The following is a 22,542-nucleotide window of genomic DNA, read 5'->3' on the forward strand; positions in this document are numbered from 1 at the left end:
CGTGCCGGCCGCCGTCGACGGTCAGGACCTTGCCGCTCGCGTACCCCCGGACCTCGGAGCGCGCGGGTGGCGCGGGTGGCGCGGGGTGCTCCCCGGCGCTCCGCGTTAGGGACCCGTCAACGCCGCGCCCCCCGGCGTATGGGGCCCGTCAAGGAAGCCCGTGGGGCCTCGAAAAGGCGTTCCACTCGGAGTGTCCGAAAAACACCCCACGCCTCTCCTGGAGCCCCCGATGGCCGACCTGGCCTTCCTCGTGACCACGATCGCGGTCTTCGCGCTCGTGGCACTCGTCGCCAAGGGGGTGGCCAAGCTGTGAACGCCGAGAACGTCATCGGCCTGCTGGTCGCCGCCGCGCTGCTGGGCTACCTCGTGGTCGCCCTCGTGTTCCCCGAGAGGTTCTAGTCCCCGATGAGTCCCGTTCTCGCCGGGGTGCTCCAGCTGCTCGCGCTCGCGGCGGCCCTCGCCCTCGCCCATCGCCCCCTCGGCGACCACATGGCCCGCGTCTACTCCTCGAAGAAGCACTACGCACCCGAGAGGTGGATCTACAAGGCCGTCGGCGCCCAGCCCGACGCCGAGATGCGCTGGCCGGCGTACCTGCGCTCGGTCCTCGCCTTCTCGGCGGTGAGCGTCCTGTTCCTCTACCTCCTCCAGCGCCTGCAGGGCCACCTGCCCGGCTCGCTCGGATTCGCCTCCATCGAGCCGGACCAGGCGTTCAACACGGCCGTCTCCTTCGCGACGAACACCAACTGGCAGTCGTACGCGGGCGAGCAGGCCATGGGCCCGCTCGTCCAGACCGGCGGCCTGGCGGTGCAGAACTTCGTCTCCGCCGCGGTCGGCATGGCCGTGGCGGTGGCCCTCGTACGGGGCTTCGCCCGCTCCCGCACCGGCGAACTCGGCAACTTCTGGTCCGACCTGGTGCGCGGCACCGTCCGTGTCCTGCTGCCGCTGTCGATGATCGCGGCGATCGTGCTGGTGGCCTGCGGGGTCATCCAGAACTTCGCCGGGATCCACGAGGTGGGGCAGTTCGCGAACGGGCACGGCGGGGGCGGTCAGCAGTGGAACGGCGGCGCGGTCGCCTCGCAGGAGGCCATCAAGCAGCTGGGCACCAACGGCGGCGGCTACTTCAACGCCAACTCCGCCCACCCCTTCGAGAACCCCACGCCCTTCTCGAACCTCTTCGAGATCTTCCTGGTCCTCCTCGTCCCCTTCTCCCTGACCCGCACCTTCGGCCGCATGGCCGGCTCGGTCCGTCAGGGCTACGCGATCCTCGGCACGATGGCCGTCATCTGGATCGGCTTCACCGCCCTGATGATGTGGACGGAGTTCAGCCACCACGGCCCGGCGCTCCAGGCGGCCGGCGGGGCGATGGAGGGCAAGGAGACCCGCTTCGGCATCGGCGCCTCCGCGATCTTCTCGGTCGCCACGACGCTGACGTCGACCGGCTCGGTCAACTCCTTCCACTCCTCCTACACCGGGCTCGGCGGCGGCATCCAGCTGCTCGGCATGCAGCTCGGCGAGATCGCGCCCGGCGGCGTCGGCTCCGGCCTCTACGGCATGCTGATCATGGCGGTCATCGCGGTGTTCATCGCCGGCCTGATGGTCGGCCGGACCCCCGAGTACCTGGGCAAGAAGATCGGCACCCGCCAGATCAAGTTCGCCGCCTGCTACATCCTCGTCACCCCGGCGCTCGTCCTCGGCTTCACCGCCCTGGCCATGGCCCTGCCCACCCCCGGCCACTCGATGTCCAACGGCGGCGCGCACGGCTTCTCCGAGGTCCTCTACGCCTACACCTCGGCCGGGAACAACAACGGCTCGGCCTTCGCGGGCCTCGACGCCGACACCCAGTGGTTCAACACCACCACCGGGCTGGCGATGCTGCTCGGCCGCCTCCTGCCGATGGTCTTCGTCCTGGCCCTGGCCGGTTCGCTCGCCGAACAGCAGCCCGTCCCCGCGACGGCGGGAACGCTGCGCACCGAGAAGCCGCTGTTCGCCTTCCTGCTCGCCGGCACGATCCTCATCGTCACCGGCCTCACCTACTTCCCGGCGCTGGCGCTGGGCCCCCTCGCCGAAGGGCTCGCCTCATGAGCACCGTCACCCCCACCCGCACCCCCCAACGGGACCTGCCCGGCGGCCACGCGTCCGAGAGGCCCCGGAGCGGCGGAGGCGTCTTCGACACGAAGCAGCTGCTGAAGTCCTTTCCGGACGCCCTGCGCAAGCTGGACCCGCGCGTGATGGTCAAGTCCCCCGTCATGTTCGTGGTGCTGATCGGTTCCGTACTCACCACCGTGCTGGCCGTCTCCGACCCGGGCAACGTCTTCGGCTGGGCCATCACCGCCTGGCTGTGGCTGACCACGGTCTTCGCGAACCTCGCGGAGGCCGTGGCCGAGGGCCGCGGCAAGGCCCAGGCCGACACGCTGCGCAAGGCCAAGACGGAGACGGTCGCCCGCCGGCTCAACGGCCCGGCTCAGGAGCTGGTGCCCGGCACGGAGCTGCGCATCGGCGACCTCGTGGTCTGCGAGGCCGGCGACGTCATCCCCGGCGACGGCGATGTCGTCGAGGGCGTGGCCTCGGTCGACGAGTCGGCGATCACGGGCGAATCGGCCCCGGTCATCCGGGAGTCGGGCGGCGACCGCAGCGCCGTGACCGGCGGCACCAAGGTGCTCTCCGACCGCATCGTCATCAAGATCACGACGAAGCCGGGCGAGACCTTCGTCGACCGCATGATCAACCTGGTGGAGGGCGCGGCCCGGCAGAAGACGCCCAACGAGATCGCGCTGAACATCCTGCTCGCCTCGCTGACCATCGTCTTCCTGCTGGCCGTCGTCACCCTCCAGCCCTTCGCGGTGTACGCGCACGCCGAGCAGTCGATGATCGTGCTGACGGCCCTGCTGGTCTGCCTGATCCCGACCACGATCGGCGCCCTGCTCTCCGCCATCGGCATCGCGGGCATGGACCGCCTGGTCCAGCGCAACGTCCTGGCCATGTCCGGGCGGGCCGTGGAGGCCGCGGGCGACGTCTCCACCCTCCTCCTCGACAAGACCGGCACCATCACCCTGGGCAACCGCCAGGCCTGCGCGTTCGTCCCGGTGAGCGGAGCCGACGCCGCCGACCTGGCCGACGCCGCCCAGCTGTCCTCACTGGCCGACGAGACCCCCGAGGGCCGCTCGATCGTGGTCCTCGCGAAGGAGAAGTACGGACTGCGCGAACGCCGTCAGGGCGAGCTGACGGGAGCGGAGTGGATCCCCTTCACCGCGCAGACCCGCATGTCGGGCGTGGACGTGGACGGCCGCGAGATCCGCAAGGGCGCCGCCTCCTCGATCACCGCCTGGGTCGCCGGGCAGGGCGGTACCGCCGCCCCCGACACCGGCGCGAAGGTCGACGAGATCTCGGGCGCGGGCGGTACGCCGCTGCTCGTGGCCGTCGCCGACGAGAAGGGCGCCCGCGTCCTCGGCGTCATCCACCTGAAGGACGTGGTCAAGGAGGGCATGCGCGAACGCTTCGAGGAGCTCCGGCGCATGGGCATCAAGACCGTGATGATCACGGGTGACAACCCGCTCACCGCCAAGGCCATCGCGGCGGAGGCGGGCGTGGACGACTTCCTCGCGGAGGCCACGCCCGAGGACAAGATGGCCCTCATCAAGCGGGAGCAGGCGGGCGGCAAGCTCGTCGCGATGACGGGCGACGGTACGAACGACGCCCCGGCCCTCGCGCAGGCGGACGTCGGCGTCGCGATGAACACCGGGACCTCGGCCGCCAAGGAGGCCGGGAACATGGTGGACCTGGACTCCGACCCCACCAAGCTCATCGAGATCGTGGAGATCGGCAAGCAGTTGCTGATCACCCGGGGAGCCCTGACCACCTTCTCCATCGCCAACGACGTCGCGAAGTACTTCGCGATCATCCCCGCCATGTTCGCGGTGGTCCACCCGGGCCTCGACAAGCTCAACGTCATGGGCCTGCACTCGCCGGACTCCGCGATCCTGTCGGCCGTCATCTTCAACGCCCTGGTCATCGTCGCCCTCGTACCGCTCGCCCTGAAGGGCGTCCGCTACCGGCCCACCAGCGCCGACAGGATGCTCCGCCGCAACCTCACCCTCTACGGCGTGGGCGGCCTGGTCGCCCCCTTCGTCGGCATCAAGCTCATCGACATGATCGTCTCCCTCGTCCCCGGGCTGCGCTGAACAAGGAACGTGCTGACCACCATGAACAACTCCGTCGGAAACACCGCCCGGCTCCTCGGCGCCGGCCTGCGCGCGCTGCTCGTCCTCACCGTGCTGTGCGGGGTGCTCTACCCGCTCGCCGTCACCGGCGTCGCCCAGGCCGCCTTCGGCCACCGGGCCAACGGCTCGGAGGTCGAGGACGAGAACGGCCGGGTCGTCGGCTCCTCCCTGATCGGCCAGTCGTACGGGGGCGACCTGCGCCGGTTCCAGGGCCGCCCGGCGGCGGGACTCGCCGCGAACACCGTGAACACCCAGTACGAGCTGCTGGTCTCCGGAGCCACCAACAAGGCGGCCGACAGCCCGGAACTGCTGGAGGCGGTCCGCGAGGCCCGGACCCGGGTCCTGCTCGACAACACCGTCCCGGGCTACACCCCGCACCCCTCCGAGATCCCCGCCGACGCGGTCACCTCCTCCGGCTCCGGACTGGACCCGGACATCTCCCCGGCCTACGCGAAGCTCCAGCTGCACCGCGTCGCGCAGAAGAACGGCCTCCCGGTCGCGGAGGTCGCGCAGCTCGTCGCGGACCACACCCGGGGCCGCACCCTCGGCTTCATGGGCGAACCGCGCGTGAACGTCCTGGAACTGAACGTGGCCCTGGAGTCCCTGGCGCGCAAGGAGCGCGAGCGCGGGGCCGAGGCCCGTCCTTGACGATCTCACCCGTTCGGGCGCACGCCCCACACGACGTGATCTCCTCCCGGTCCACCGCCCGCCATCTGCGAAGACGCTCCCGCCGCCGGGTGACAGCAGGATGACGTCGCGTCAGATCTTCGTGTTACGGGGGGTACCCGGGCTCCGGGAGCGGTCCACTGCTCTCAGGACCCGGCCGCCCGAGCCGGACCAGAAGGGAATCTCATGCCCCGCGCCCAGTGGGTGGTCGGCGTGCTGACGGTGACTCTGCTGCTCACCGGCATAGGGGTGTTGCGTGCCACCGAGGGCGCCGGTCCGACCGCCCCGACCGCCGGCGACGCCCTGCCCTCCCGGGTCCTGGGACTCTCCGGTCCGCGCCGGGTGGCGCGGCAGCTGGAGCACTCGGGCGGGCACACCACCGGCGGCGGCTCCCAGCGGCCCCTGCGGTCGGGCATCACGCCCCTGCCGGCGGCGCGGCCCCTGCGGCTGGTCATCCGGAGCCTGGGGGTCGACGTACCGCTGACGGGCGGGACACCGGGCGCCGGTGCGGGGGGCACGGACCACGGGCTCGGCAGGGACCGCGAGGACGCCAAGGACCCCGAGGACGACGGGTACGAGGGAGGCGGTGCGTACGGCGGGGACGGCGCCGTGTGGGGCGCCGCCGGTCCCGCCCCGGGCACGGCCGGCACCGCCGAGGTCTACGGGAACTTCCAGCGCCTGTCCGAGCTCCGGCGCGGGCAGACGATCGAGATCCCCCGCGCGGACCGCCGTACGGCCGTGTTCACCGTGTACCGGGTCTCCCCCACGGGCGTGGCCGAGCGCAACGCCTCCGGCAAGGCCAGACTCCGTCTCATGAGCGGCGAGACGGCCGTCCTGGCCCGCCTCACCGGGCACCGTCGCTCACCTCGCTAGCGGCCACCCTCCCCGGCTGCCCGTCAGCCGTGGGGGGTGTCTTCGTCCGCCGGTCGGGGGGATCTGCGAGCCGCGCGGAGAGTCGGTCGGCGTGCCGGGGCAGACCCTCCGCATGAGCGGGATGCGGTGCGCGCGAGCGGCACTGGACAGGGCCCTGAGGGTGCCCCTGACGGTGCTCTGCGTCGTGCTGCTGTGCCTGTTCGGGACGGGCGGCGCCGACGCGTTCGCCTCGTCGGCCGACACCTCACGCGGCTCCTCCTCCGCGCCCGCCGAGCCCACCGAGGCACCGGCCGACCCGGCCGGCGATCCCGAGGTGCGCGGAGCCGTCCGGCTGACCGTGCGCGGCGTCCCGGGCGTACGGGGCCCGCGGCGGGCGGTGTTTCACGTGAAACACGCGCGTGCCCGGGCGGCGGAACCGCACGAGACGGGGGCGACGGTCGCGGCCGGATCCCCCCTGCCGGTGCGGAGTGTGGTCCTGCGCTGCTGAGCGGTCCCGACCGATCAGCGGCTCAGCTCCCCCACACCCCCGAACACCGTGAGGTTCCGCCATGCCCTTCGACCCGTACCTGGCCCTGAACGCCCTGCTCCGCGCCGAGGCCGCCCGCTTCTCCCCGCCGGCTCCGCAGGCCCGCCCGTCCGAACCGGAACCCGCGAAGAGTCCCCAGGCTCAGACCCAGGACGCCGCGGCCGAGTAGTCCGGGTCCGCGAGCGGACGTGAGGCGGCGCCGGTTTCCGCACCCGACAACGGACGTGGTCACGTGAGGTTCGACCACGGGGGCACGGAAACCGGCGCCTCTGTCACTCGTGGGCGCCCTCGCGCCGGCCGCTAGTCCTCCCGCGTGTAGTAGCGGTAGAACGCCGCCAGCCCGACGCCCGCGCCGATCAGCAGGGAGAGCCCCGAGCACTTGAAGATGCTCTCGCCGGAGAGGCTGTAGAGGTAGCCGAAGGAGATGCCGGCGAAGGCCCCGTACGCCGCGGCGTGCAGCTCCCGCGCCAGCCTCGGTCCGAACCGGGCGAGGGCGAACAGACAGGCGGCGAAGATCGCGCCGCACAGGATCCCGTAGAAGACGTTGCCCGCGTCGACGGGCCCCGTCTGGCGCTTCATGAAGGCCGCGTAGACGCCGTAGACGAGTCCCGCCAGCAGGGGACCGGCCAGCGCTGCTGCCATGTTCATGTGCGTGGTCGCGCCGGCCGCCGGCTGACGGTGCCGCCCGGGGGCGGTGGGTGCCGCGTGTGCCATGACGGGCTCCTCTCTTCCACCATCCAGGGCACACCCGCCGCCTCCGGCCGGCAACTGGATCACTCGGGGGGGCGGCGCGCGCCACCCGCTCGCAGCAGCCCCGCTCGCGCCGCCCGGCCGCCCGCCTTTCCCTGGTGACGTGCGGACCTTTCTCTCGGCGGTACTGATCGCGCTCGTGGCCCTGCTGGTGCCCGCGAGCGCCGTCGCGTACTGGGCCGACCACGAGCTCGGCAACGCCGACCGGTACACCGCCGCCATGTCCCCGCTCGCCATGGATCCCGCCGTACAGCAGCTCGTCGTCACCCAGGCCGGCCACGCCCTCTCCGGGCAGATCGACGCCGGGCCGTTCCAGGGCGGGCTCGACACCCTGCTCGGCGAGGCACTGCGCTCCTTCGTCGGCACCCCCGCCTACCGCACCGCGTGGGACGCCGCGAACCGCGCCGCGCACGCCGCCTTCTTCGAAGCGCTCACCACCGGCCACGGCGATGCCGTCACCATCGACCTCGCGCCCGTGATCGCCCAGGTCAAGGACGATCTCGTAGGCAACGGGGTGCCGCTCGCCGACCGCATCCCGGTCACGCACGTCGCGGTGAAGGTCATGGAGTACGACGACCTCGGTTCGCTCCGGAAGGGGTTCCGCATGCTGCAGGTCGCCGGTGTCTGGCTCCCCCTGCTGACCGTGGTGCTGGCCGGCACGGCCATCGCCGTCGCCGTCCACCGGCGCCGCGCGGTGGTGGCCACCGGTCTGGGGCTCGCGGCCGGCGCCGTGCTGCTGTGGGCGGCCGTGGCGCTGGGCCGCCGCCTCACCCTCGACGATCTGCCGGCCGACATCGACCGGGGCGCCGCCGAGGCGGTGTACGACGCGCTCACCGCGTTCCTGCGGACCACCGCCTGGGTGGTGCTGGCCGTCGGCCTCGCTGCGGCACTGGCCGCCTGGCTGATGGGCCGGATCCGCCGCACCCCATAAGCTCGGAAGGTACCGAATGGCGCCCAAAATCGCAGAACAGGGCAGAAGAACCGATTCGCGAGCGGGGCCACGGAAGCGGGAATGAGTACTGCGGGAATGAGCACAGGACGCACCGAAGAGATACCGTCCGGGCGGCCCCGGCACACGCCGGGACGGCCCCACCCGCTGAGCCCGCCCGCCTGGCTGCTGAAGGGCCTCCGGCCGGGTACCGCCCCGATCCCGTGGGCCGCCGTGCTGCGCGCAGGCATCGCCCTGTCGGTACCGCTGGCCGTCGGCTTCGCCGTCGACGAGCCCGAGTACGGTGCGCTCGTCTCGATGGGCGCCCTGTCCGGAGTCATCGGCGACACCGCGGACGCCTACCGGATGCGGCTCCTGAACATCGCCGTGCCGCAGTTCTTCGGCGCCGTCGGCGTGGCCCTGGGCACCCTGGTGTTCGGGCACGGCTGGCTCGCGGTCGGCGTCCTGACCGCGATCGCCCTGGTCTCCGGGATGATCTCCTCGATCGGCACGGTCGCCTCCGTCTCGGGGCTGCTCCTCCTGCTGAACGCCGTGGTCGGCGCCGGACTGCCCCTGCCCCAGCCCTGGTGGACCGCTCCGCTGCTGCTGAGCGCGGGCGGGCTGTTCGTCCTCGCGCTGACCCTGGCCGCCTGGCCGCTGCGGGGCCGACAGCCGGAACGCGCCGCGGTCGCCGCCACCTACCGCGCGCTGGCCGACACCCTGGAAGCCGCCGGCGGTCCGGGGCCCGCGTACGAGGAGTGCCGCCACCGGATCACCCACGCCCTGAACCAGGCCTACGACCTGGTGCTGGGCCGCCGGGCCCGGGTGCACGGGCGCAGCCCCTCGCTCGTGCGGATGCTGGCCCAGCTGAACGTGGTGATCCCGCTCGTCGAGGCCGCACCCGCCGCGCACCTGCGCGGCACACCCCTGCCGCCCGAGATCCCGGCGGCCGTGAGGGAACTGGCCAGGGCCGTCGAGGAGGGCCGGACCGGAACACCCGTACTGGACCTCCCCGCGCCGGGCAGCCCGTCCGAGCGGGCCATCGACGCGGCCCTGCGCCACGCGGCGACCATCGTGCTGCTGGCCGAGCCGGATCCGTACAACGTCGACGACCGGCTCGGCCGTCCCGCCGCCCTGGGCATCCGGGCCCGCCGGGCCGTGCGCGACATGATGTTCTCCGAGGCCTCCTGGCGGTACGGGCTGCGGCTCGCGCTGTGCATCGGCCTGGCCCAGGCGCTGGTGTCGGTGGTGGAGATCGAGCGGTCCTACTGGGTCGCGCTGACGGTCACCTTCGTCCTCAAGCCCGACTTCGGCTCGGTGTTCTCCCGGGCCGTGATGCGCGCGCTCGGCACCGCCGCCGGGCTGGTCATCGCGGCCGCCGTGCTCGCGGAGGTGCCGCGCGGCTGGTGGGACGTGCCGGTGATGGCGGTGCTCGCCGCCCTGATCCCCGCGTTCTCCGCCAAGGGGTACGCCTTCCAGACCGCCGCGATCACCCCGGTGATCCTGCTGCTCTCGGACCTGCTCAACCACCAGGGCTTCGACCTGATCCGGCCCCGGCTGCTGGACAGCCTCATCGGCTGCGCCATCACCCTCCTCGCGGGCTATCTGCTGTGGCCCGAGAGCTGGCACACCCGGATCGGGCACCGACTCGCCGACACCGTGGACGACGCCGCCCGGTACGTCGAACGGGCCTTCGGCGGACGTCCCGACACGGAGGCGGGAGCGCGGGCGGCGCGCACGGCCCGGCTCCAGGCCCGGCGCCGGATCTACCGGGACCTGTCGGGCGTACGGAGCGAGTTCCAGCGGGCGCTGACGGAGCCCGCACCCACCGGGGCACGAGCCGCCGCGTGGTGGCCCCTGGTCGTCGCCCTCGAGCGGATCGTCGACGCGACCACCGCGGCCCGGGTCCGGGTCAACCACGGCGCGCAGCCGCCGGACGAGCGGGAGGTCGCGGCGATCGCCGAGGACCTGCGGGGCCTGGCCCGGGGCGTGCGAACGGCCCGTACTCCGGCCCAGCTGAACCCTCCGGCCCCGCCCGTGGTGGACGAGACCTCGGTCCTGGCCCCGGTCCGCCACGAGCTGGCGGCGGCCCGCGCCCTGGCCGGCCCCCGGCACGAAGCCCCGTAGCGGCGGGCCCGACCGGAAGCCCGGGACGGCCACCGTGGTACCCGGACTCCCCAAGGTCCCCGGCCGTCCCTGCGCGGGGTGAACGCGCTGAAGGTCCTCCGCGCGGACCTCACCTCCGCGGCCGCCGGGGACGGCGGGACCGGGCAGCTCGTCGACCCGCGCACGGCCGGGCGGGCCGCGCTCTGCACACAGGCTGTGGACGGCGGGCCGGACCGCCTGACGGAAGTTGAGCGGAGGCCGGGGAGTGTTTCACGTGAAACACGCACGCGGGGTGGATGTTTCACGTGAAACATCCACCCCGCGGCGTTCAACTCATCGGATCAGACGCCGATGTTCTTGCCGTCCTTGCGCCAGACGGACACGACCGCCGGGCGGACGATCTTGCCCGGTCCGTCGGGCCACACCGACTGCGGCTTCTCGACGGACGCGCCGTCGATCTCGCCCGGGTGCTGGACGGAGACCAGGACCCGCTTGTCCTGGATGAGCGGACCGCAGGTCTCGGCGCCGCGCGGCACCGTGAGGAACTGCTTCAGCTCACCGCGGCGCTCACCGGCGGTCGCGACACCGAACAGGCCGTCGTGGGAGCCGAGCTGGTTGCCGTCCGTGGAGATCCACAGGTTGCCGTGCGGGTCGAACGCCACGTTGTCCGGGCAGGAGATCGGGCTGACCTTCTCCTTCGGGAAGCCCGCGAAGTAGGTCGCGGGGTCGTTCGGGTCGCCGGCGACGAGGAAGAGCCGCCAGGCGAAGCCGTCGCCCGCCGGGTCGTCGAAGTTCTCGGCGAGCTCCAGGATCTGCCCGTGCTTGTTCAGGTTGCGCGGGTTGGCCTCGTCCGCGCCCGCCTTGCCGGGCTTGCCGCGGTCGGTGTTGTTGGTCAGCGCGATGTAGACGCGGCCGGTGCGCGGGGAGGGCTCGACGTCCTCGGGGCGGTCCATCTTGGTGGCGCCCATCTTGTCGGCGGCCTCGCGCGTGAAGACGTACACCTCCTCGGCGGTCATGCCCTCGACGTGCGAGACGTTGCCGGTGGCGAGCTTGATCCAGACGCCGGAGCCGTCGAACTCACCGTCGGCGGGGTGCTTGCCGGTGCCGTCGATCCCCGCGGCGGGCGAGTCACCGGTCAGCTTGGCGACGTAGAGGGTGCCCTCGTCCAGCAGCGTGAGGTTGTGCTCCTTCGCCGCGCGCGAGTCGCCCTTCTTCATCTGCTTCGAGGAGACGAACTTGTAGAAGTAGTCGAAGCGCTCGTCGTCGCCCATGTAGATGACCGGGCGGCCGTCCTCGGTCAGCCGGGGCTGCGCGGCCTCGTGCTTGAAGCGGCCCAGCGCGGTGCGCTTGCGCGGGGTGGACTTGGGGTCGTACGGGTCGAGCTCGACGACCCAGCCGAAGCGGTGCGACTCGTTGGGCTCCTGCGCGACGTCGAAGCGCTTGTCGAACCGCTCCCACTTGCGCTCGGAGGCGCCGGCGGTCACGCCGTAGCGCTTCAGGCGGGCGGCCACGACCGGGTCGGTCACCTGGCCGGCGTTGGCGAAGTACTGGTTGAAGTTCTCCTCGCCGTGGAGGGTGGTGCCCCACGGGGTGGTGCCGCCGGCGCAGTTGTTGAGGGTGCCGAGCACCTTGGTGCCGGTGGCGTCCACGGAGGTCTTCAGCAGGGCGCTGCCCGCGGCCGGACCGGTCAGCTTGAACTCGCTGGTGGCGGTGAGGCGGCGGTTGAGCTGGTGGCGGTTGACCGCGGTCAGCTTGCCGCTGCGGTGGTCCTCCTGGACCACGACGACGCCGAGGCCGTGCGCGGCCCAGGCGATCTCGACCTGCTCGCGGGTCGGGTTGGCCGGGTCGTATCCCTTGAACATGAGGATCTCGTCCGTGTACTCGTGGTTGGCCACGAGCAGCTGCTGGCGCTCGTAGTCGTCGCCGAGCGGGAGGAGGCTCAGGAAGTCGTTGTTGTAACCGAACTGACCGGCCTGCGCGGCGGCGGTCTGCTTGTCGGGGTTGAACGCGGGCGCGCCCTTGACGATCGGGTCGCCCCAGCGGATGACCACGTTCTGCTCGTGGCCCTCGGGGACGGTGACCTTGTCGGCGGTGTTCGGCGCGACGGCCTTGAAGCGCAGGCCGCGGGCGCCGTCGGCGTTGCCGCCCGCTCCACCGGCCGCGCTCCGGGTGTCGGCGGCGGGGTCGGCGTTGGCGGAGGAGCCGTTGCCGCTCAGCGTGAGGGCGGTACCGGCGGCGGAGGCGACCGTGACGACGGCGGCCGAGCGGAGCATCGACCGGCGCGAGTAGGCGCGGGCTATGACGTCGCCGACGTACTCGTTGTCGCTGGTGTTCGGCACCTCGTGGAAGCAGGCGTCGCCACAGCGGTAGCGGCAGGTGAGGGCGGAACGGCCGCCCCCATGCGGGGTGCCGATGAGCGGCAGGAGCTTGCGCACGAATGTCCTCCGTTGGTACCCGGTCCCCGACAGCGTGTCGGAACAATCCGTCGGTGACGCTAGGCGCGGGTTGCGCCGAAGCGGCGGCGCACGGATGAACGCCGGGTGAATCCGGCACGTCGGGGCGGGAGTTCGCAGGTGCGCGATGCGTGGGAGGGCGCGAGGCGCCACGAAAGGTGCCCCTGCCGAAGTTCCAGCCAAGGGGCCGATAACCTTACGTGTCCACTCTGGGCAAGGATCTACCGCGCAGTACGGACAAATGACGCACGCACTCATGCGAAAGGCCTGGCCCATGGGTATTCGGAGCTTGTTGCGCAAGGTATTCGGACGGACCACCGAGGCGGTTCCGGAGACGACCGGCGCCCCTTCGGCGGCCCTCCCGAGCCAGACCGAACGCACCCCCCTGGACGCGGCGGCCGAACTGGTCGCGGCGTCCTTCGACAACCCCACCGTCCCCCCGCAGTCCGCACCGCGCGAACTCGAGCCGGGCACCGTCCTCACGGCTCCGGCGCCGACCGCCCCCACCCCGGACCCCACGGTCCCGGAGGCCCGCCGGCACGCCTCCGAGGCGCCTGCCGCACGGGAGACGGCGACCGCCGAGCCGGCCGCGGCCACCGCCCCGGCCGTGGCCGAGCCGCAGCCCGTCGCGGCCGAAGCATCCGCAACGCCCGCCGTCGAGGCGGACGTTGCCGAGCCGGTACCGGCCGAGGCCGAGGTCGCGGTCGCGGTCGCGGTCGCGGTTGAGGCCGAGCCCGAGGCCGAGATCCTCGTCGCCGCCGAGGCGGACGTCGTCGGGCCGGCGGCCGAGCCCGCCGCCACCGCGGCGCCGGAGACGGACGCCCAGCCGCTCGCGGCCGCGGCCGCAGAGGCCGAGGCCGAGGCGGAGCCCCTGGCCGCCGTTGCCGCCGAGGCGGAGCCGGTCACGGCCGAGGCTGCCGAGACCCCGGCCGTTGAGCCGGAGGTCGTGGAGCCGGAGGCCGTGCAGCCGGAGGCCGTGGAGCCGGAGGCCGTGCAGCCGGAGGCCGTGGAGCCGGAGGCTCGGGAAACCGTCGAGCCCGTACCGGCCGAGACCGCGGCCGAGGCCGAGGAGGTCCTCGTCGCCGCCGTGGCGCACGCAGCGGTGGAAGCGGAAACGGAGGCCGCCCCGGCCGCCGCCGCGACCCCTGAGGCGGAGGCCGAGGCGCTCGCGGCGGCCGCCGATGCGGAGCCCCTCGCCACCGAAGCCGAAGTCCTCGTCGCCGAAGCAGCCGTTGCCGCACCGGAAGCCGAGACCGCACCCGAGGCCGAGCCGGCAGCCGAAGCCGCGCCCGAGGCCGAAGCCGCGCCGGAAACCGCACCCGACGCCGAGGCCGACGCCGAGGCCGAGGCCGAGCCCGTCGCCGTCGGCGGCCCCGCGCACGCCCTCGCCGCGGTGAAGCGGCAGGCACCCGCACTGGCTGGGGCCCACAAGGCCGCCGGCCAGGTGCTCAAGGCCCGGGGGAAGACCGGCGCGCGCGCCACGGTCTACCTCGTCCTCGACCGCTCCGGGTCGATGCGGCCGTTCTACAAGGACGGCAGCGCCCAGTACCTCGCCGACCACGTCCTCGCCCTCGCCGCGCACCTCGACGAGAAGGCCACCGTGCACACGGTGTTCTTCTCCACGGACGTGGACGGCACCGCCGACCTCACCCTCGAAGCCCACGACGGCTCCTGGGTCGAGGCCCGGCACGCCGAGCTCGGGCGCATGGGGCGGACCAGCTACCACCGCGCCGTCGAGGAAGTCCTGACCCGCTACCAGAAGGACGGCGGCGAGGGCCGCGCCCTCGTCGTGTTCCAGACGGACGGCGCCCCCGACAACCGCCAGCCCGCCCGCCAGGCCATCGCCGACGCGGCCGCGTACGACATCCACTGGCAGTTCGTCGCCTTCGGTGACACCGAGTCCAAGGCCTTCGACTTCCTGCGCAAGCTGGACGCCGACAACGCCGGCTTCTTCCACGCCGGCCCCGCCCCGGCCGAGCTGACCTCCGCCGCCCTGCTCAAGGGCGTCCTGGAGCAGTTCTGACCGAAGGCCGGTGCCTCCGGACACGCGCGAGGGGCCCGGGATCCGAACGGATCCCGGGCCCCTCGCGTACGGCGGGCGCCACGGCGGGCGCTACGGCCTACTGGTGGGGCTTGACCGACTTCTCCACGGGCTCGGTGGTCTTGGTCTCCACCGGCTTGCGCAGCGCGATGTTCAGCTCGCGCAGGCGGGACTCCTCCAGGACGGTGGGCGCCCCCATCATCAGGTCCTGGGCGTTGCCGTTCAGCGGGAAGGCGATGGTCTCGCGGATGTTCGGCTCGTCGGCCAGCAGCATCACGATGCGGTCGACACCCGGGGCGATGCCACCGTGCGGCGGGGCGCCGAGGCGGAACGCGCGGAGCATGCCCGCGAACTCGCGCTCGACGGTCTCGGCCTCGTAACCGGCGATCGCGAAGGCCTTCAGCATGACCTCGGGCTCGTGGTTGCGGATGGCGCCCGAGGACAGCTCGATGCCGTTGCAGACGATGTCGTACTGCCACGCCAGGATGTCGAGCGGGTCCTTCTCCTCGAGGTCCTTCATCCCGCCCTGCGGCATGGAGAAGGGGTTGTGCGAGAAGTCGATCTTGCCGGTCTCCTCGTCCGCCTCGTACATCGGGAAGTCGACGATCCAGCAGAACCGGAAGACGTTCTCCTCGAACTGGCCGGCGCGCTTGGCGGCCTCGACGCGCACGCCCGCCATGATCTTGGAGACCTCGCCGAACTCACCCGCCCCGAAGAACACGGCGTGCCCGGCGGCCAGGCCCAGACGCTCGGTGAGGACCTTGACGTTCTCCTCGGTGAGGAACTTGGCGATCGGGCCGGTCAGGCCGCCGTCCTCGCCCACGCGGACCCAGGCCAGGCCCTTGGCGCCCAGCGAGATCGCGTACTCGCCGAGCCCGTCGAAGAACTTGCGCGGCTGGGCGGCGGTGTCCGGGACGGCCAGGGCGCGCACGTGCTTGCCGGCGAACGCCTTGAACTCCGAGCCCTCGAACACGTCGGTGATGTCGACGAGCTCCAGCTTGGAACGGAGGTCGGGCTTGTCGTTGCCGTACTTCAGCATCGACTCGCGGAACGGGATCCGCGGGAACGGGGAGGTGACCTCGCGGCCCCCGCCGAACTCGGTGAAGAGCTCGGTCATCAGGCGCTCGATCGGCTGGAAGACGTCCTCCTGCTCGACGAAGGACATCTCGACGTCGAGCTGGTAGAACTCGCCCGGCGAGCGGTCGGCGCGGGCGTCCTCGTCGCGGAAGCAGGGCGCGATCTGGAAGTAGCGGTCGAAGCCCGAGATCATCAGCAGCTGCTTGAACTGCTGCGGCGCCTGCGGCAGGGCGTAGAACTTGCCCGGGTTCAGGCGGGAGGGGACGACGAAGTCACGGGCGCCCTCGGGAGAGGTCGCGGTGAGGATCGGCGTCGCCATCTCGTTGAAGCCGAGGGCCACCATCTTGGAGCGGATCGCGGCGACGACGGCCGAGCGCAGCATGATGTTGCGGTGCATGCGCTCGCGGCGCAGGTCGAGGAAGCGGTACTCCAGGCGCCGCTCCTCGTTCACACCGTCGTCGGTGTTGATCGTGAAGGGCAGCGGGGCGGAGGCGCCGAGCACCTCGACCGCCGAGACCTCGATCTCGATCTCGCCGGTGGAGAGCTCCGGGTTGACGTTGTCGGCGCCGCGGGAGACGACCTTGCCGTCGATCCGGACGACCGTCTCCTTGCTGACCGCGCTCAGCGCCTCGTTCGCGGCGGTGCCGGGACGGGCCACGAGCTGCGTGATGCCGTAGTGGTCACGCAGATCGATGAAGAGGATGCCGCCCAGGTCTCGACGGTTGTGCAGCCAGCCGCTCAGCCGGACGTCGGAAGCGACGTCGGAGGCACGGAGCTCGCCGCACGTGTGGGACCTGTACCGATGCATCAGTCATCCAGTTCTACGGGATACGAGGGTGGATTCAACCGTCCCAAGGTTACCGTCCGGGCCGGGTGCCGTGCGGGCGCGCCCGCGCAGGACGGTGAACAGGCACGTCAGGCGTATGACCTGTCAAGATGACGGGGTGCGCACAGAGGACGTCCTGGCCGCCATCGCGACCGGCTTGTGGCGATGGGACAACGCCTCCGGGACGGTCACCCTCGACAGCGAGGCCGCCCGGCTGCTCGGGCTGCCCGCGGAGCCCGTGGACCTGCCCGAGGTCGCCGTACGCTCCCGGTTCCACCCGGTGGACTGGAACGAGATCAACGGCATCATCAACCTCGCGGTCGCCGAAGGCACCCTCGCCGAGGCCCGGCTGCGGATCATGGACGAGGACGGGCGCGTGCTGCGCACCGTACGGAGCCGCTCGAAGCCGGTGGAGAACCGGACGGCCGACGGCCGCGTCGACTACGAGCTGATCGGCACCATCCAGGAGATCGCCGAGGCCCAGCCCGGCACCACGGCCGTGCACACCCCCATCACCGGCGACTGGCGCCGTTCGCGCGAGGCGTTCCTGCTGGACGCGGGGCGGGCGCTGGCCGAGGCCCGCTCCACCGCCGAGGTCCTGCGGGTGGCGGCCTCGCTCTCCATGCCCGGCTTCATCCCCGACGGGCTGGCCGTCTTCGGCGTGTCCGGCGACCGGCTGTCGATCATCGGGCACCACGGGCACGACCCCGGGGACGAGGGCCCCTTCGCGGACATGCCGATGGAGACCGACTACCCGGCCGCGGAGGTGGTCCGTACCGGGCGGGCGATCTATCTCCCCAGCCCCGAGGACTACAAACGACGCTTTCCGGCCACCTGGCCGCTCGCCCAGGGCTTCGGCCGGATCTCCTGGGCCTTCCTGCCGCTGATCGTGGCCGGGCGGACCATGGGCGCCTGGATGGCCGCCTTCAAGCACCCCGTGTCCTTCTCCCCGGACGAGCGCTCCGTGCTGACCACCGTCGCCCGGATGCTCGCGCAAGCGCTCCAGCGCGCCGGTGTGGCCGAATCGGAGCGGGAACTCACCACCGGTCTGCAACGGTCGATGATGCCCCAGCTCGGCCCCGAGATCCCGGGCATGAAGATCGCCGCGCGCTACGTCCCGACCGGCGGCGGGCTCCAGGTCGGCGGCGACTGGTACGACATGATCCCGCTGCCGTCGAAACGGTTCGCGCTGGTCATCGGCGATGTCCAGGGCCACGACGTCCGGGCGGCCGGGCTGATGGGCCAGCTGCGCATCGCGGTGCGCGCCTACGCCTCCGAGGGCCACCGCCCCGACGCGGTGCTCTCGCGCGCCTCCCGCTTCCTGGCCGGGCTGTGCTCGGCCCAGGAGGCCCCGGACGACACGGCGGACTCGGACGACGCCGACTTCCAGAGCCCGCGCTTCGCGACCTGCCTGTACGTGGAGTGCGACCCGCAGACCGGCCTGCTGGAGGTGGCCCGCGCCGGGCACCCCGACCCGGCGATCCGGATGACGGACGGCACGGTCCTGATCCGGCCGACCGCCGGCGGACTGCCGCTCGGCATCGTGCCCGACACCGACTACCCGACGACGCGTTTCACCCTGGAACCGGGCGAGACGATGATGCTGTGCACCGACGGGCTCATCGAGACGGGCGGCCACGACCTCGACACGGGCTGGGCACGGCTGCGGGCGATCCTGGAGTCGGACACGCAGGACGTGCAGGACGGCCTGCGGGACCCCGAAGACCCGGAGCCCCGCCACCTCGAGCCCCCGCACCTCGAACGACTGGCCGACCTGCTGGTCCAAGCGGTGCACGGTCCGTCCTCGCACCACACCACGGGCCCGCTGGCCGACCGGCGGGAGGACGACATAGCCGTCGTCCTGCTGTGCCGCGAGGGTGCGGGGTGCGGCTGCGAGACCCCGCTGCTGCACCCGGCGGCGCCGACCCGGCGCACCATGCTGACGGTCGCGCAGGCGGAGCCGGAGCGGGTCGCGGGGGTGCGCCAGCAGATCCGGGAGCTGCTGCACGACTGGGCGGACGCGGAGCAGGTGGACGCGACGGTGCTGATGGTCTCCGAGATGGTGACGAACGTCCTGGTGCACACGGACGGGGACGCCCTGCTGACGGCGCAGGCGGTGGGTGAGCGGGGTGCGCGCCGCCTGCGCGTCGAGGTGGCGGACGGCTCCGACGAGCTGCCGCACAAGCGCCAGCCGGGCGAGATGGCGTCGAGCGGGCGCGGCGTCCTGCTGCTGGAGATGCTGGCGGACGCCTGGGGCGTGGATCCGCGCGGCCTGGTTCGAACTCGGCGAGCGTTCCAAACCGGAGTCCGACCGGCTGGACTGACTTCCGGGCGCCCGGCCCCTCCCGTGCTTGGATACAGCGTGCCGACTTCTCCGCTGCCCGAGCCCGTGCGGCGACTGGCCGCCTGGTGCGCCGTCGTCCTCCTCGTGACCGCCGTGCTGGCCCTCGTCGTGTGGCTGTGCACCGTCTTCCAACTGGTCGTCACACCCGTCCTGCTCGCCGTGCTCGGCACGGCCCTGCTCGGGCCGCTGCACCGACGGCTGGTCGGCATGAAGGTCAACCGCTCGCTCGCCGCGGCCCTCACCTGCCTCGCCGTGGTCGCCGTGGTCGGCGGGGCCGCGTACGTCGTGGTCCTCGCGCTCCTCGAGACCGGCGACCAGATCGTCGACGCCCTGCGACGGGCCGGCCAGAGCGTCGCCGATCACTTCGGGGCGCTCGGGACCTCCGTGGAGGACGTCGCCGAGCATTCCAGGGACCTGCTCACGAAGTTCGGCGGCACGGCCGCCTCCGGCGTGGTCACCGGTCTCAGCGTGGTCGGGACGATGATCGCGACGGCTCTGCTGGCGCTGGTGCTGATCTTCTTCTTCCTCCGCGACTCCCACCGGTCCGTGGAGACGCTCCGCTCGATGGTGCCGAGCCGTTCGGGCGACCTGATGGAGGCGATGGGGCGGCGCGCCTACGAGGCCGTCGAGGGGTTCATGCGCGGGACCACCTTCGTGGCCCTGGTCGACGCCGTGCTGATCGGCGCGGGTCTGCTGGTCCTGGACGTGCCGGGCGCCGTGGGCCTGGCCGCCCTGGTGTTCGTGACCGCGTACATCCCCTACCTCGGCGCGTTCCTCTCGGGAGCCGTGGCGGTCCTCGTCGCCCTCGCCGACCGGGGCTGGGTGACCGGCCTGTGGACGCTGGGTCTCGTCCTGGCGGTCCAGATGATCGAGGGGTACGTGCTCCAGCCGCTGGTGCAGAGCCGCACGGTGCAGATGCATCCGGCGGTGGTGATGCTGGCCATCACGGCCGGCGCGAGCGTCGCGGGCATCCTCGGCATGCTCCTGGCCGTCCCGCTGACCGCGGCCGTGTTCGGGATCGTCGCGGAGCTGCGGTCCCGGTACGCGGGCGAGGCGGCGGCGGGCGCGGGGGCGGACGCGGAAAAGCGGACGGGCCCCCGTTAGGGGGCCCGTCCGCCCGTCGGCCGTCGGCCCCTCGGCCGGCCCGTCGCCCGTCGGCCCGTCGGCCGTGCCGTCGGCCCGTCGGCCGTCCCGGACCGTCAGGCTTCCGACGCCTCGCCCGTACCGCGGTGGCCGAGGCCGGTGCGGGCCGTGGTGGGGATGCGGCCCAGCCGTCCGGCCTGGAAGTCGTCGAACGCCTGCTGCAGCTCGCGCTGGCTGTTCATGACGAACGGACCGTAGTGCGCCATCGGTTCGCGGATCGGCCGCCCGCCGAGGAGGACGATCTCCAGCGCCGGGGCGTTGGAGTCCTGGCTCTCGTCCGCCCTCAGGGTCAGCGAGCCGCCCTCGCCGAAGACCACCGTCTGCCCGGTGTGGACGGGCCGGCGGTCCTCGCCGACCGTGCCGCGGCCGGCCATGACGTACGCCAGGGCGTTGAAGTCCTCGCGCCACGGAAGGGTGAGCCGCGCGCCGGGGGTCACCGTCGCGTGGATCATCGTGATCGGGGTGTGGGTGATGCCGGGGCCCTGGTGGCCGTCCAGCTCGCCGGCGATCACGCGGAGCAGGGCGCCGCCGTCCGGGGAGGCCAGCAGCTGGACCTGGCCGCCGCCGATGTCCTGGTAGCGCGGGGGCATCATCTTGTCGGAGGCGGGGAGGTTCACCCACAGCTGGAGGCCGTGGAAGAGTCCGCCGGACACGACGAGCGACTCCGGCGGGGCCTCTATGTGAAGCAAACCGGCCCCGGCTGTCATCCATTGCGTGTCGCCGCCGTTGATGACTCCGCCGCCGCCGTTGCTGTCCTGGTGGACGAAGGTTCCGTCGATCAGGTAGGTGACGGTCTCGAAGCCGCGGTGCGGGTGCCAGGGCGTGCCCTTGGGCTCGCCCGGCGCGTACTCCACCTCGCCCATCTGGTCCATCATGATGAACGGGTCGAGGTACTGGTAGTTGATCCCGGCGAACGCGCGACGTACCGGGAACCCCTCGCCCTCGAACCCACCGGGGGCGGTCGTGACGGCCAGCACCTTGCGGGCGGTCGTCGTCTCCTGGGCGGGCTCCGCGACGCGGGGAAGCGTCAACGGGTTCTCCACAGTCACTGCAGGCATGGTCGGAACCTCCTTCTGCGTCGAGTTTAGTTGAAACTCGAACTTTCTGCCACACCCGCCAGAACAGAAGGGGCCCCGGGGGAATTCCCCCGGGGCCCCGGCTCCTCGCGCGGCCGGGACTCAGCCGGTGCGGGCCGGGTCCACGGAGCGGCACACGCGGCCGGCCTGCCGGTCGGCGTCCGGCGGGGCCCATTCGACCGGGGAGGGACCGAGCTGGTGATCGTCCGGCACGCGACGGGCACGGCCCCCGTCCCCGCACCGAAGCAGGTGACCGCGGTGCGCCACCTCGACGGCACCGTCCCGGCCGTCCCTGCCGATCGGACGGTCGAGGTCGGCGCCCTTCCGGTCCTGCTCGACCGGCTCCCCGACCCGTCGGACCCGCGGCGGGGGAGCCGAGGGCGCCCCCGCCGACACCATCGCTCAGCCGCTGCTGTGGAGCAGGTCCACGCCCAGGCCGGTCACCGAGTGGAGGACCGCCTTGCCGTCGCGCCGGGTGGTGATCAGGCCGGCCGCGCGCAGGGTGCGGGTGTGCTCCGAGACCGAGGGGAGGCTGATGTCGAGTTCACGGGCCAGCTCGGACGTGGTGCGCTGCTGGATCAGCAGCTGGAGCACCGCCGCCCGGGTGCGGCCCAGCAGCGCGTCCAGCGCGCCCTCGACCGGCCCCGGGGCGACCAGGGGGAGCGGGGTCAGCGCCGGGTACATCAGCAGGCGCCTGCCGTCGGGTCCCTCCGGGCCCTCGGCCAGCAACGGCCGCCCCGTCCAGAACGGCGAGGGCATCAGCACCAGGCCCCGGCCGCCGAGAGCGGTCGGGTAGTCCGGCGGCAGCCCGACCTGGAAGACCGGGCCCGTCCAGTCGGCCTGCGGATGCGTACTGGCCAGGCAGGCCTTGATCCCGTGCGCGGCCAGCAGCCGGGTGCGCCAGGCCACGTCCGCCTGGAAGGACTGCCGGATCCGCGGCCACTGCGGGGCGATGAGCACCTCGTACGCGGACCTGAGCGCGCCGCCGAGCTGATCCCAGGCCTCGCGGTCCTGGCCCCACAGCGCGCGCAGCCACGAGGCCGGGCCGTGGGCCCGCGCGATGACGCGGTCCAGCTGATCGGCGGTGAGCAGCGGACCGGCCTCCCGTACGGCTGCCAGCCCCTCTTCCACGGTGCGCGAGTACGGCTCGACGAACTGCGGGTTGTCTCCGTCGGGCCGCAGCAGGTCCAGCAGCGGCCGGACCCGGCCCGGTAACTCCTGACCCACGCGGCTGCGCCAGCGGCCGAAAACCGCCTGCTCGTCCCGGCGCTGCCAGGCGACCAGCGCCATCGCCGTCTCCACCATCGGGAGCGGCTCGCTCGCGAAAGTGACGTTGAGCAGGTCCTCGGTGGTGAAGTGCACCCTCAGCATCGCGCGCCCCCGTCAGGCGTCGGCCTTCAGCCCCCGTACGGCGTCCAGCCCTAGTGTCCTGCGCCAGTAGTTGATCGTTATTTGTTGTGTGACTTCTGCTGCTGGTGCGTCTGTTCCTCGTCGGGGCCCGAAGCTGGAGCCGCTG

Annotated in this window: 17 protein-coding genes; 12 read left to right on the forward strand and 5 right to left on the reverse strand. The window is 72.5% G+C overall.

The window, feature by feature from the left end; all coding sequences use genetic code 11:
- Nucleotides 1-190: 190 nt before the first annotated feature.
- The 8 genes from ABZY44_RS26475 to ABZY44_RS26510 all read left to right on the forward strand — a co-directional run bounded on the left by ABZY44_RS26475 (nt 191) and on the right by ABZY44_RS26510 (nt 6,451).
- Complete coding sequence (locus ABZY44_RS26475) at nt 191-313, forward strand: hypothetical protein (protein ID WP_356657937.1); 123 nt, start codon at nt 191-193, stop codon at nt 311-313.
- Complete coding sequence (kdpF, locus tag ABZY44_RS26480) at nt 310-399, forward strand: K(+)-transporting ATPase subunit F (protein WP_356657939.1); 90 nt, start codon at nt 310-312, stop codon at nt 397-399. The genes ABZY44_RS26475 and kdpF overlap by 4 nt, the downstream gene beginning before the upstream one ends.
- 6 nt (nt 400-405) lie before the next feature.
- Nucleotides 406-2,082, forward strand: coding sequence for a potassium-transporting ATPase subunit KdpA (gene kdpA / locus ABZY44_RS26485; RefSeq protein ID WP_356657941.1), 1,677 nt, complete (start codon nt 406-408; stop codon nt 2,080-2,082).
- Nucleotides 2,079-4,178, forward strand: a complete 2,100-nt coding sequence (gene kdpB, locus ABZY44_RS26490) for a potassium-transporting ATPase subunit KdpB (RefSeq protein WP_356657943.1) — start codon at nt 2,079-2,081, stop codon at nt 4,176-4,178. The genes kdpA and kdpB overlap by 4 nt, the downstream gene beginning before the upstream one ends.
- Nucleotides 4,179-4,199: 21 nt before the next feature.
- Nucleotides 4,200-4,865, forward strand: a complete 666-nt coding sequence (gene kdpC / locus ABZY44_RS26495; protein ID WP_356657973.1) for a K(+)-transporting ATPase subunit C — start codon at nt 4,200-4,202, stop codon at nt 4,863-4,865.
- Between the two features lie 204 nt (nt 4,866-5,069).
- The gene (locus tag ABZY44_RS26500; protein ID WP_356657945.1) at nt 5,070-5,756 is read left to right on the forward strand and encodes a hypothetical protein; all 687 of its coding nucleotides are present in this window, start codon (nt 5,070-5,072) and stop codon (nt 5,754-5,756) included.
- Between the two features lie 112 nt (nt 5,757-5,868).
- Nucleotides 5,869-6,243: a hypothetical protein gene (locus ABZY44_RS26505; RefSeq protein ID WP_356657947.1), complete on the forward strand. Its 375-nt coding sequence runs from the start codon at nt 5,869-5,871 to the stop codon at nt 6,241-6,243.
- Between the two features lie 61 nt (nt 6,244-6,304).
- Nucleotides 6,305-6,451: a hypothetical protein gene (locus ABZY44_RS26510; protein WP_356657949.1), complete on the forward strand. Its 147-nt coding sequence runs from the start codon at nt 6,305-6,307 to the stop codon at nt 6,449-6,451.
- 131 nt (nt 6,452-6,582) lie between these two features.
- Here the strand turns inward: ABZY44_RS26510 and ABZY44_RS26515 are convergent, their stop codons facing one another.
- Nucleotides 6,583-6,996 (reverse strand): hypothetical protein, encoded by a 414-nt coding sequence (locus tag ABZY44_RS26515; protein ID WP_356657951.1) that lies wholly within the window; start codon nt 6,994-6,996, stop codon nt 6,583-6,585.
- 139 nt (nt 6,997-7,135) lie between these two features.
- On the opposite strand from ABZY44_RS26515, the gene ABZY44_RS26520 reads away from it, so the two are divergent.
- The gene (locus ABZY44_RS26520) at nt 7,136-7,963 is read left to right on the forward strand and encodes a hypothetical protein (protein ID WP_356657953.1); all 828 of its coding nucleotides are present in this window, start codon (nt 7,136-7,138) and stop codon (nt 7,961-7,963) included.
- Between the two features lie 96 nt (nt 7,964-8,059).
- A complete protein-coding gene (locus ABZY44_RS26525; RefSeq protein ID WP_356657955.1) occupies nt 8,060-10,087 on the forward strand; it encodes an FUSC family protein in 2,028 nt (675 codons plus the stop codon).
- Between the two features lie 320 nt (nt 10,088-10,407).
- Here the strand turns inward: ABZY44_RS26525 and ABZY44_RS26530 are convergent, their stop codons facing one another.
- A complete protein-coding gene (locus tag ABZY44_RS26530; protein ID WP_356657957.1) occupies nt 10,408-12,501 on the reverse strand; it encodes a PhoX family phosphatase in 2,094 nt (697 codons plus the stop codon).
- A gap of 307 nt (nt 12,502-12,808) precedes the next feature.
- Between ABZY44_RS26530 and ABZY44_RS26535 the strand changes: the two genes are divergently transcribed.
- Nucleotides 12,809-14,542 carry a VWA domain-containing protein gene (locus ABZY44_RS26535; RefSeq protein WP_356657959.1) on the forward strand — a complete coding sequence of 578 codons (1,734 nt, stop codon included), beginning with the start codon at nt 12,809-12,811 and terminating at the stop codon, nt 14,540-14,542.
- A 97-nt stretch (nt 14,543-14,639) separates the two neighbouring features.
- On the opposite strand, the gene aspS is transcribed toward ABZY44_RS26535, so the two are convergent.
- Nucleotides 14,640-16,445: an aspartate--tRNA ligase gene (gene aspS / locus ABZY44_RS26540; RefSeq protein ID WP_356657961.1), complete on the reverse strand. Its 1,806-nt coding sequence runs from the start codon at nt 16,443-16,445 to the stop codon at nt 14,640-14,642.
- 136 nt (nt 16,446-16,581) lie between these two features.
- On the opposite strand from aspS, the gene ABZY44_RS26545 reads away from it, so the two are divergent.
- Entirely contained in the window at nt 16,582-19,911 is a 3,330-nt protein-coding gene (locus tag ABZY44_RS26545; protein ID WP_356657963.1) for an AI-2E family transporter, read from the forward strand.
- 95 nt (nt 19,912-20,006) lie between these two features.
- Here the strand turns inward: ABZY44_RS26545 and ABZY44_RS26550 are convergent, their stop codons facing one another.
- On the reverse strand, nt 20,007-21,008 hold the full coding sequence (locus tag ABZY44_RS26550) for a pirin family protein (RefSeq protein WP_356657965.1): 1,002 nt from the start codon (nt 21,006-21,008) through the stop codon (nt 20,007-20,009).
- Between the two features lie 420 nt (nt 21,009-21,428).
- Complete coding sequence (locus tag ABZY44_RS26555; protein ID WP_356657967.1) at nt 21,429-22,397, reverse strand: winged helix-turn-helix domain-containing protein; 969 nt, start codon at nt 22,395-22,397, stop codon at nt 21,429-21,431.
- Nucleotides 22,398-22,542: the final 145 nt, after the last annotated feature.

The sequence above is a fragment of the Streptomyces sp. NPDC006544 genome (assembly GCF_040611715.1).
Taxonomy (GTDB): Bacteria; Actinomycetota; Actinomycetes; order Streptomycetales; family Streptomycetaceae; genus Streptomyces.

Excerpts from the sequence above, each read along its gene's own strand:
- ABZY44_RS26505 (WP_356657947.1), top strand. The coding sequence starts at position 5,869 with ATGAGCGGGATGCGGTGCGCGCGAGCGGCACTGGACAGGGCCCTGAGG.
- kdpB (WP_356657943.1), top strand. The coding sequence starts at position 2,079 with ATGAGCACCGTCACCCCCACCCGCACCCCCCAACGGGACCTGCCCGGC.
- kdpC (WP_356657973.1), top strand. The coding sequence starts at position 4,200 with ATGAACAACTCCGTCGGAAACACCGCCCGGCTCCTCGGCGCCGGCCTG.
- ABZY44_RS26500 (WP_356657945.1), top strand. The coding sequence starts at position 5,070 with ATGCCCCGCGCCCAGTGGGTGGTCGGCGTGCTGACGGTGACTCTGCTG.
- ABZY44_RS26510 (WP_356657949.1), top strand. The coding sequence starts at position 6,305 with ATGCCCTTCGACCCGTACCTGGCCCTGAACGCCCTGCTCCGCGCCGAG.
- ABZY44_RS26555 (WP_356657967.1), bottom strand. The coding sequence starts at position 22,397 with ATGCTGAGGGTGCACTTCACCACCGAGGACCTGCTCAACGTCACTTTC.
- ABZY44_RS26515 (WP_356657951.1), bottom strand. The coding sequence starts at position 6,996 with ATGGCACACGCGGCACCCACCGCCCCCGGGCGGCACCGTCAGCCGGCG.
- ABZY44_RS26550 (WP_356657965.1), bottom strand. The coding sequence starts at position 21,008 with ATGCCTGCAGTGACTGTGGAGAACCCGTTGACGCTTCCCCGCGTCGCG.
- kdpA (WP_356657941.1), top strand. The coding sequence starts at position 406 with ATGAGTCCCGTTCTCGCCGGGGTGCTCCAGCTGCTCGCGCTCGCGGCG.
- ABZY44_RS26525 (WP_356657955.1), top strand. The coding sequence starts at position 8,060 with ATGAGCACAGGACGCACCGAAGAGATACCGTCCGGGCGGCCCCGGCAC.
- aspS (WP_356657961.1), bottom strand. The coding sequence starts at position 16,445 with ATGCATCGGTACAGGTCCCACACGTGCGGCGAGCTCCGTGCCTCCGAC.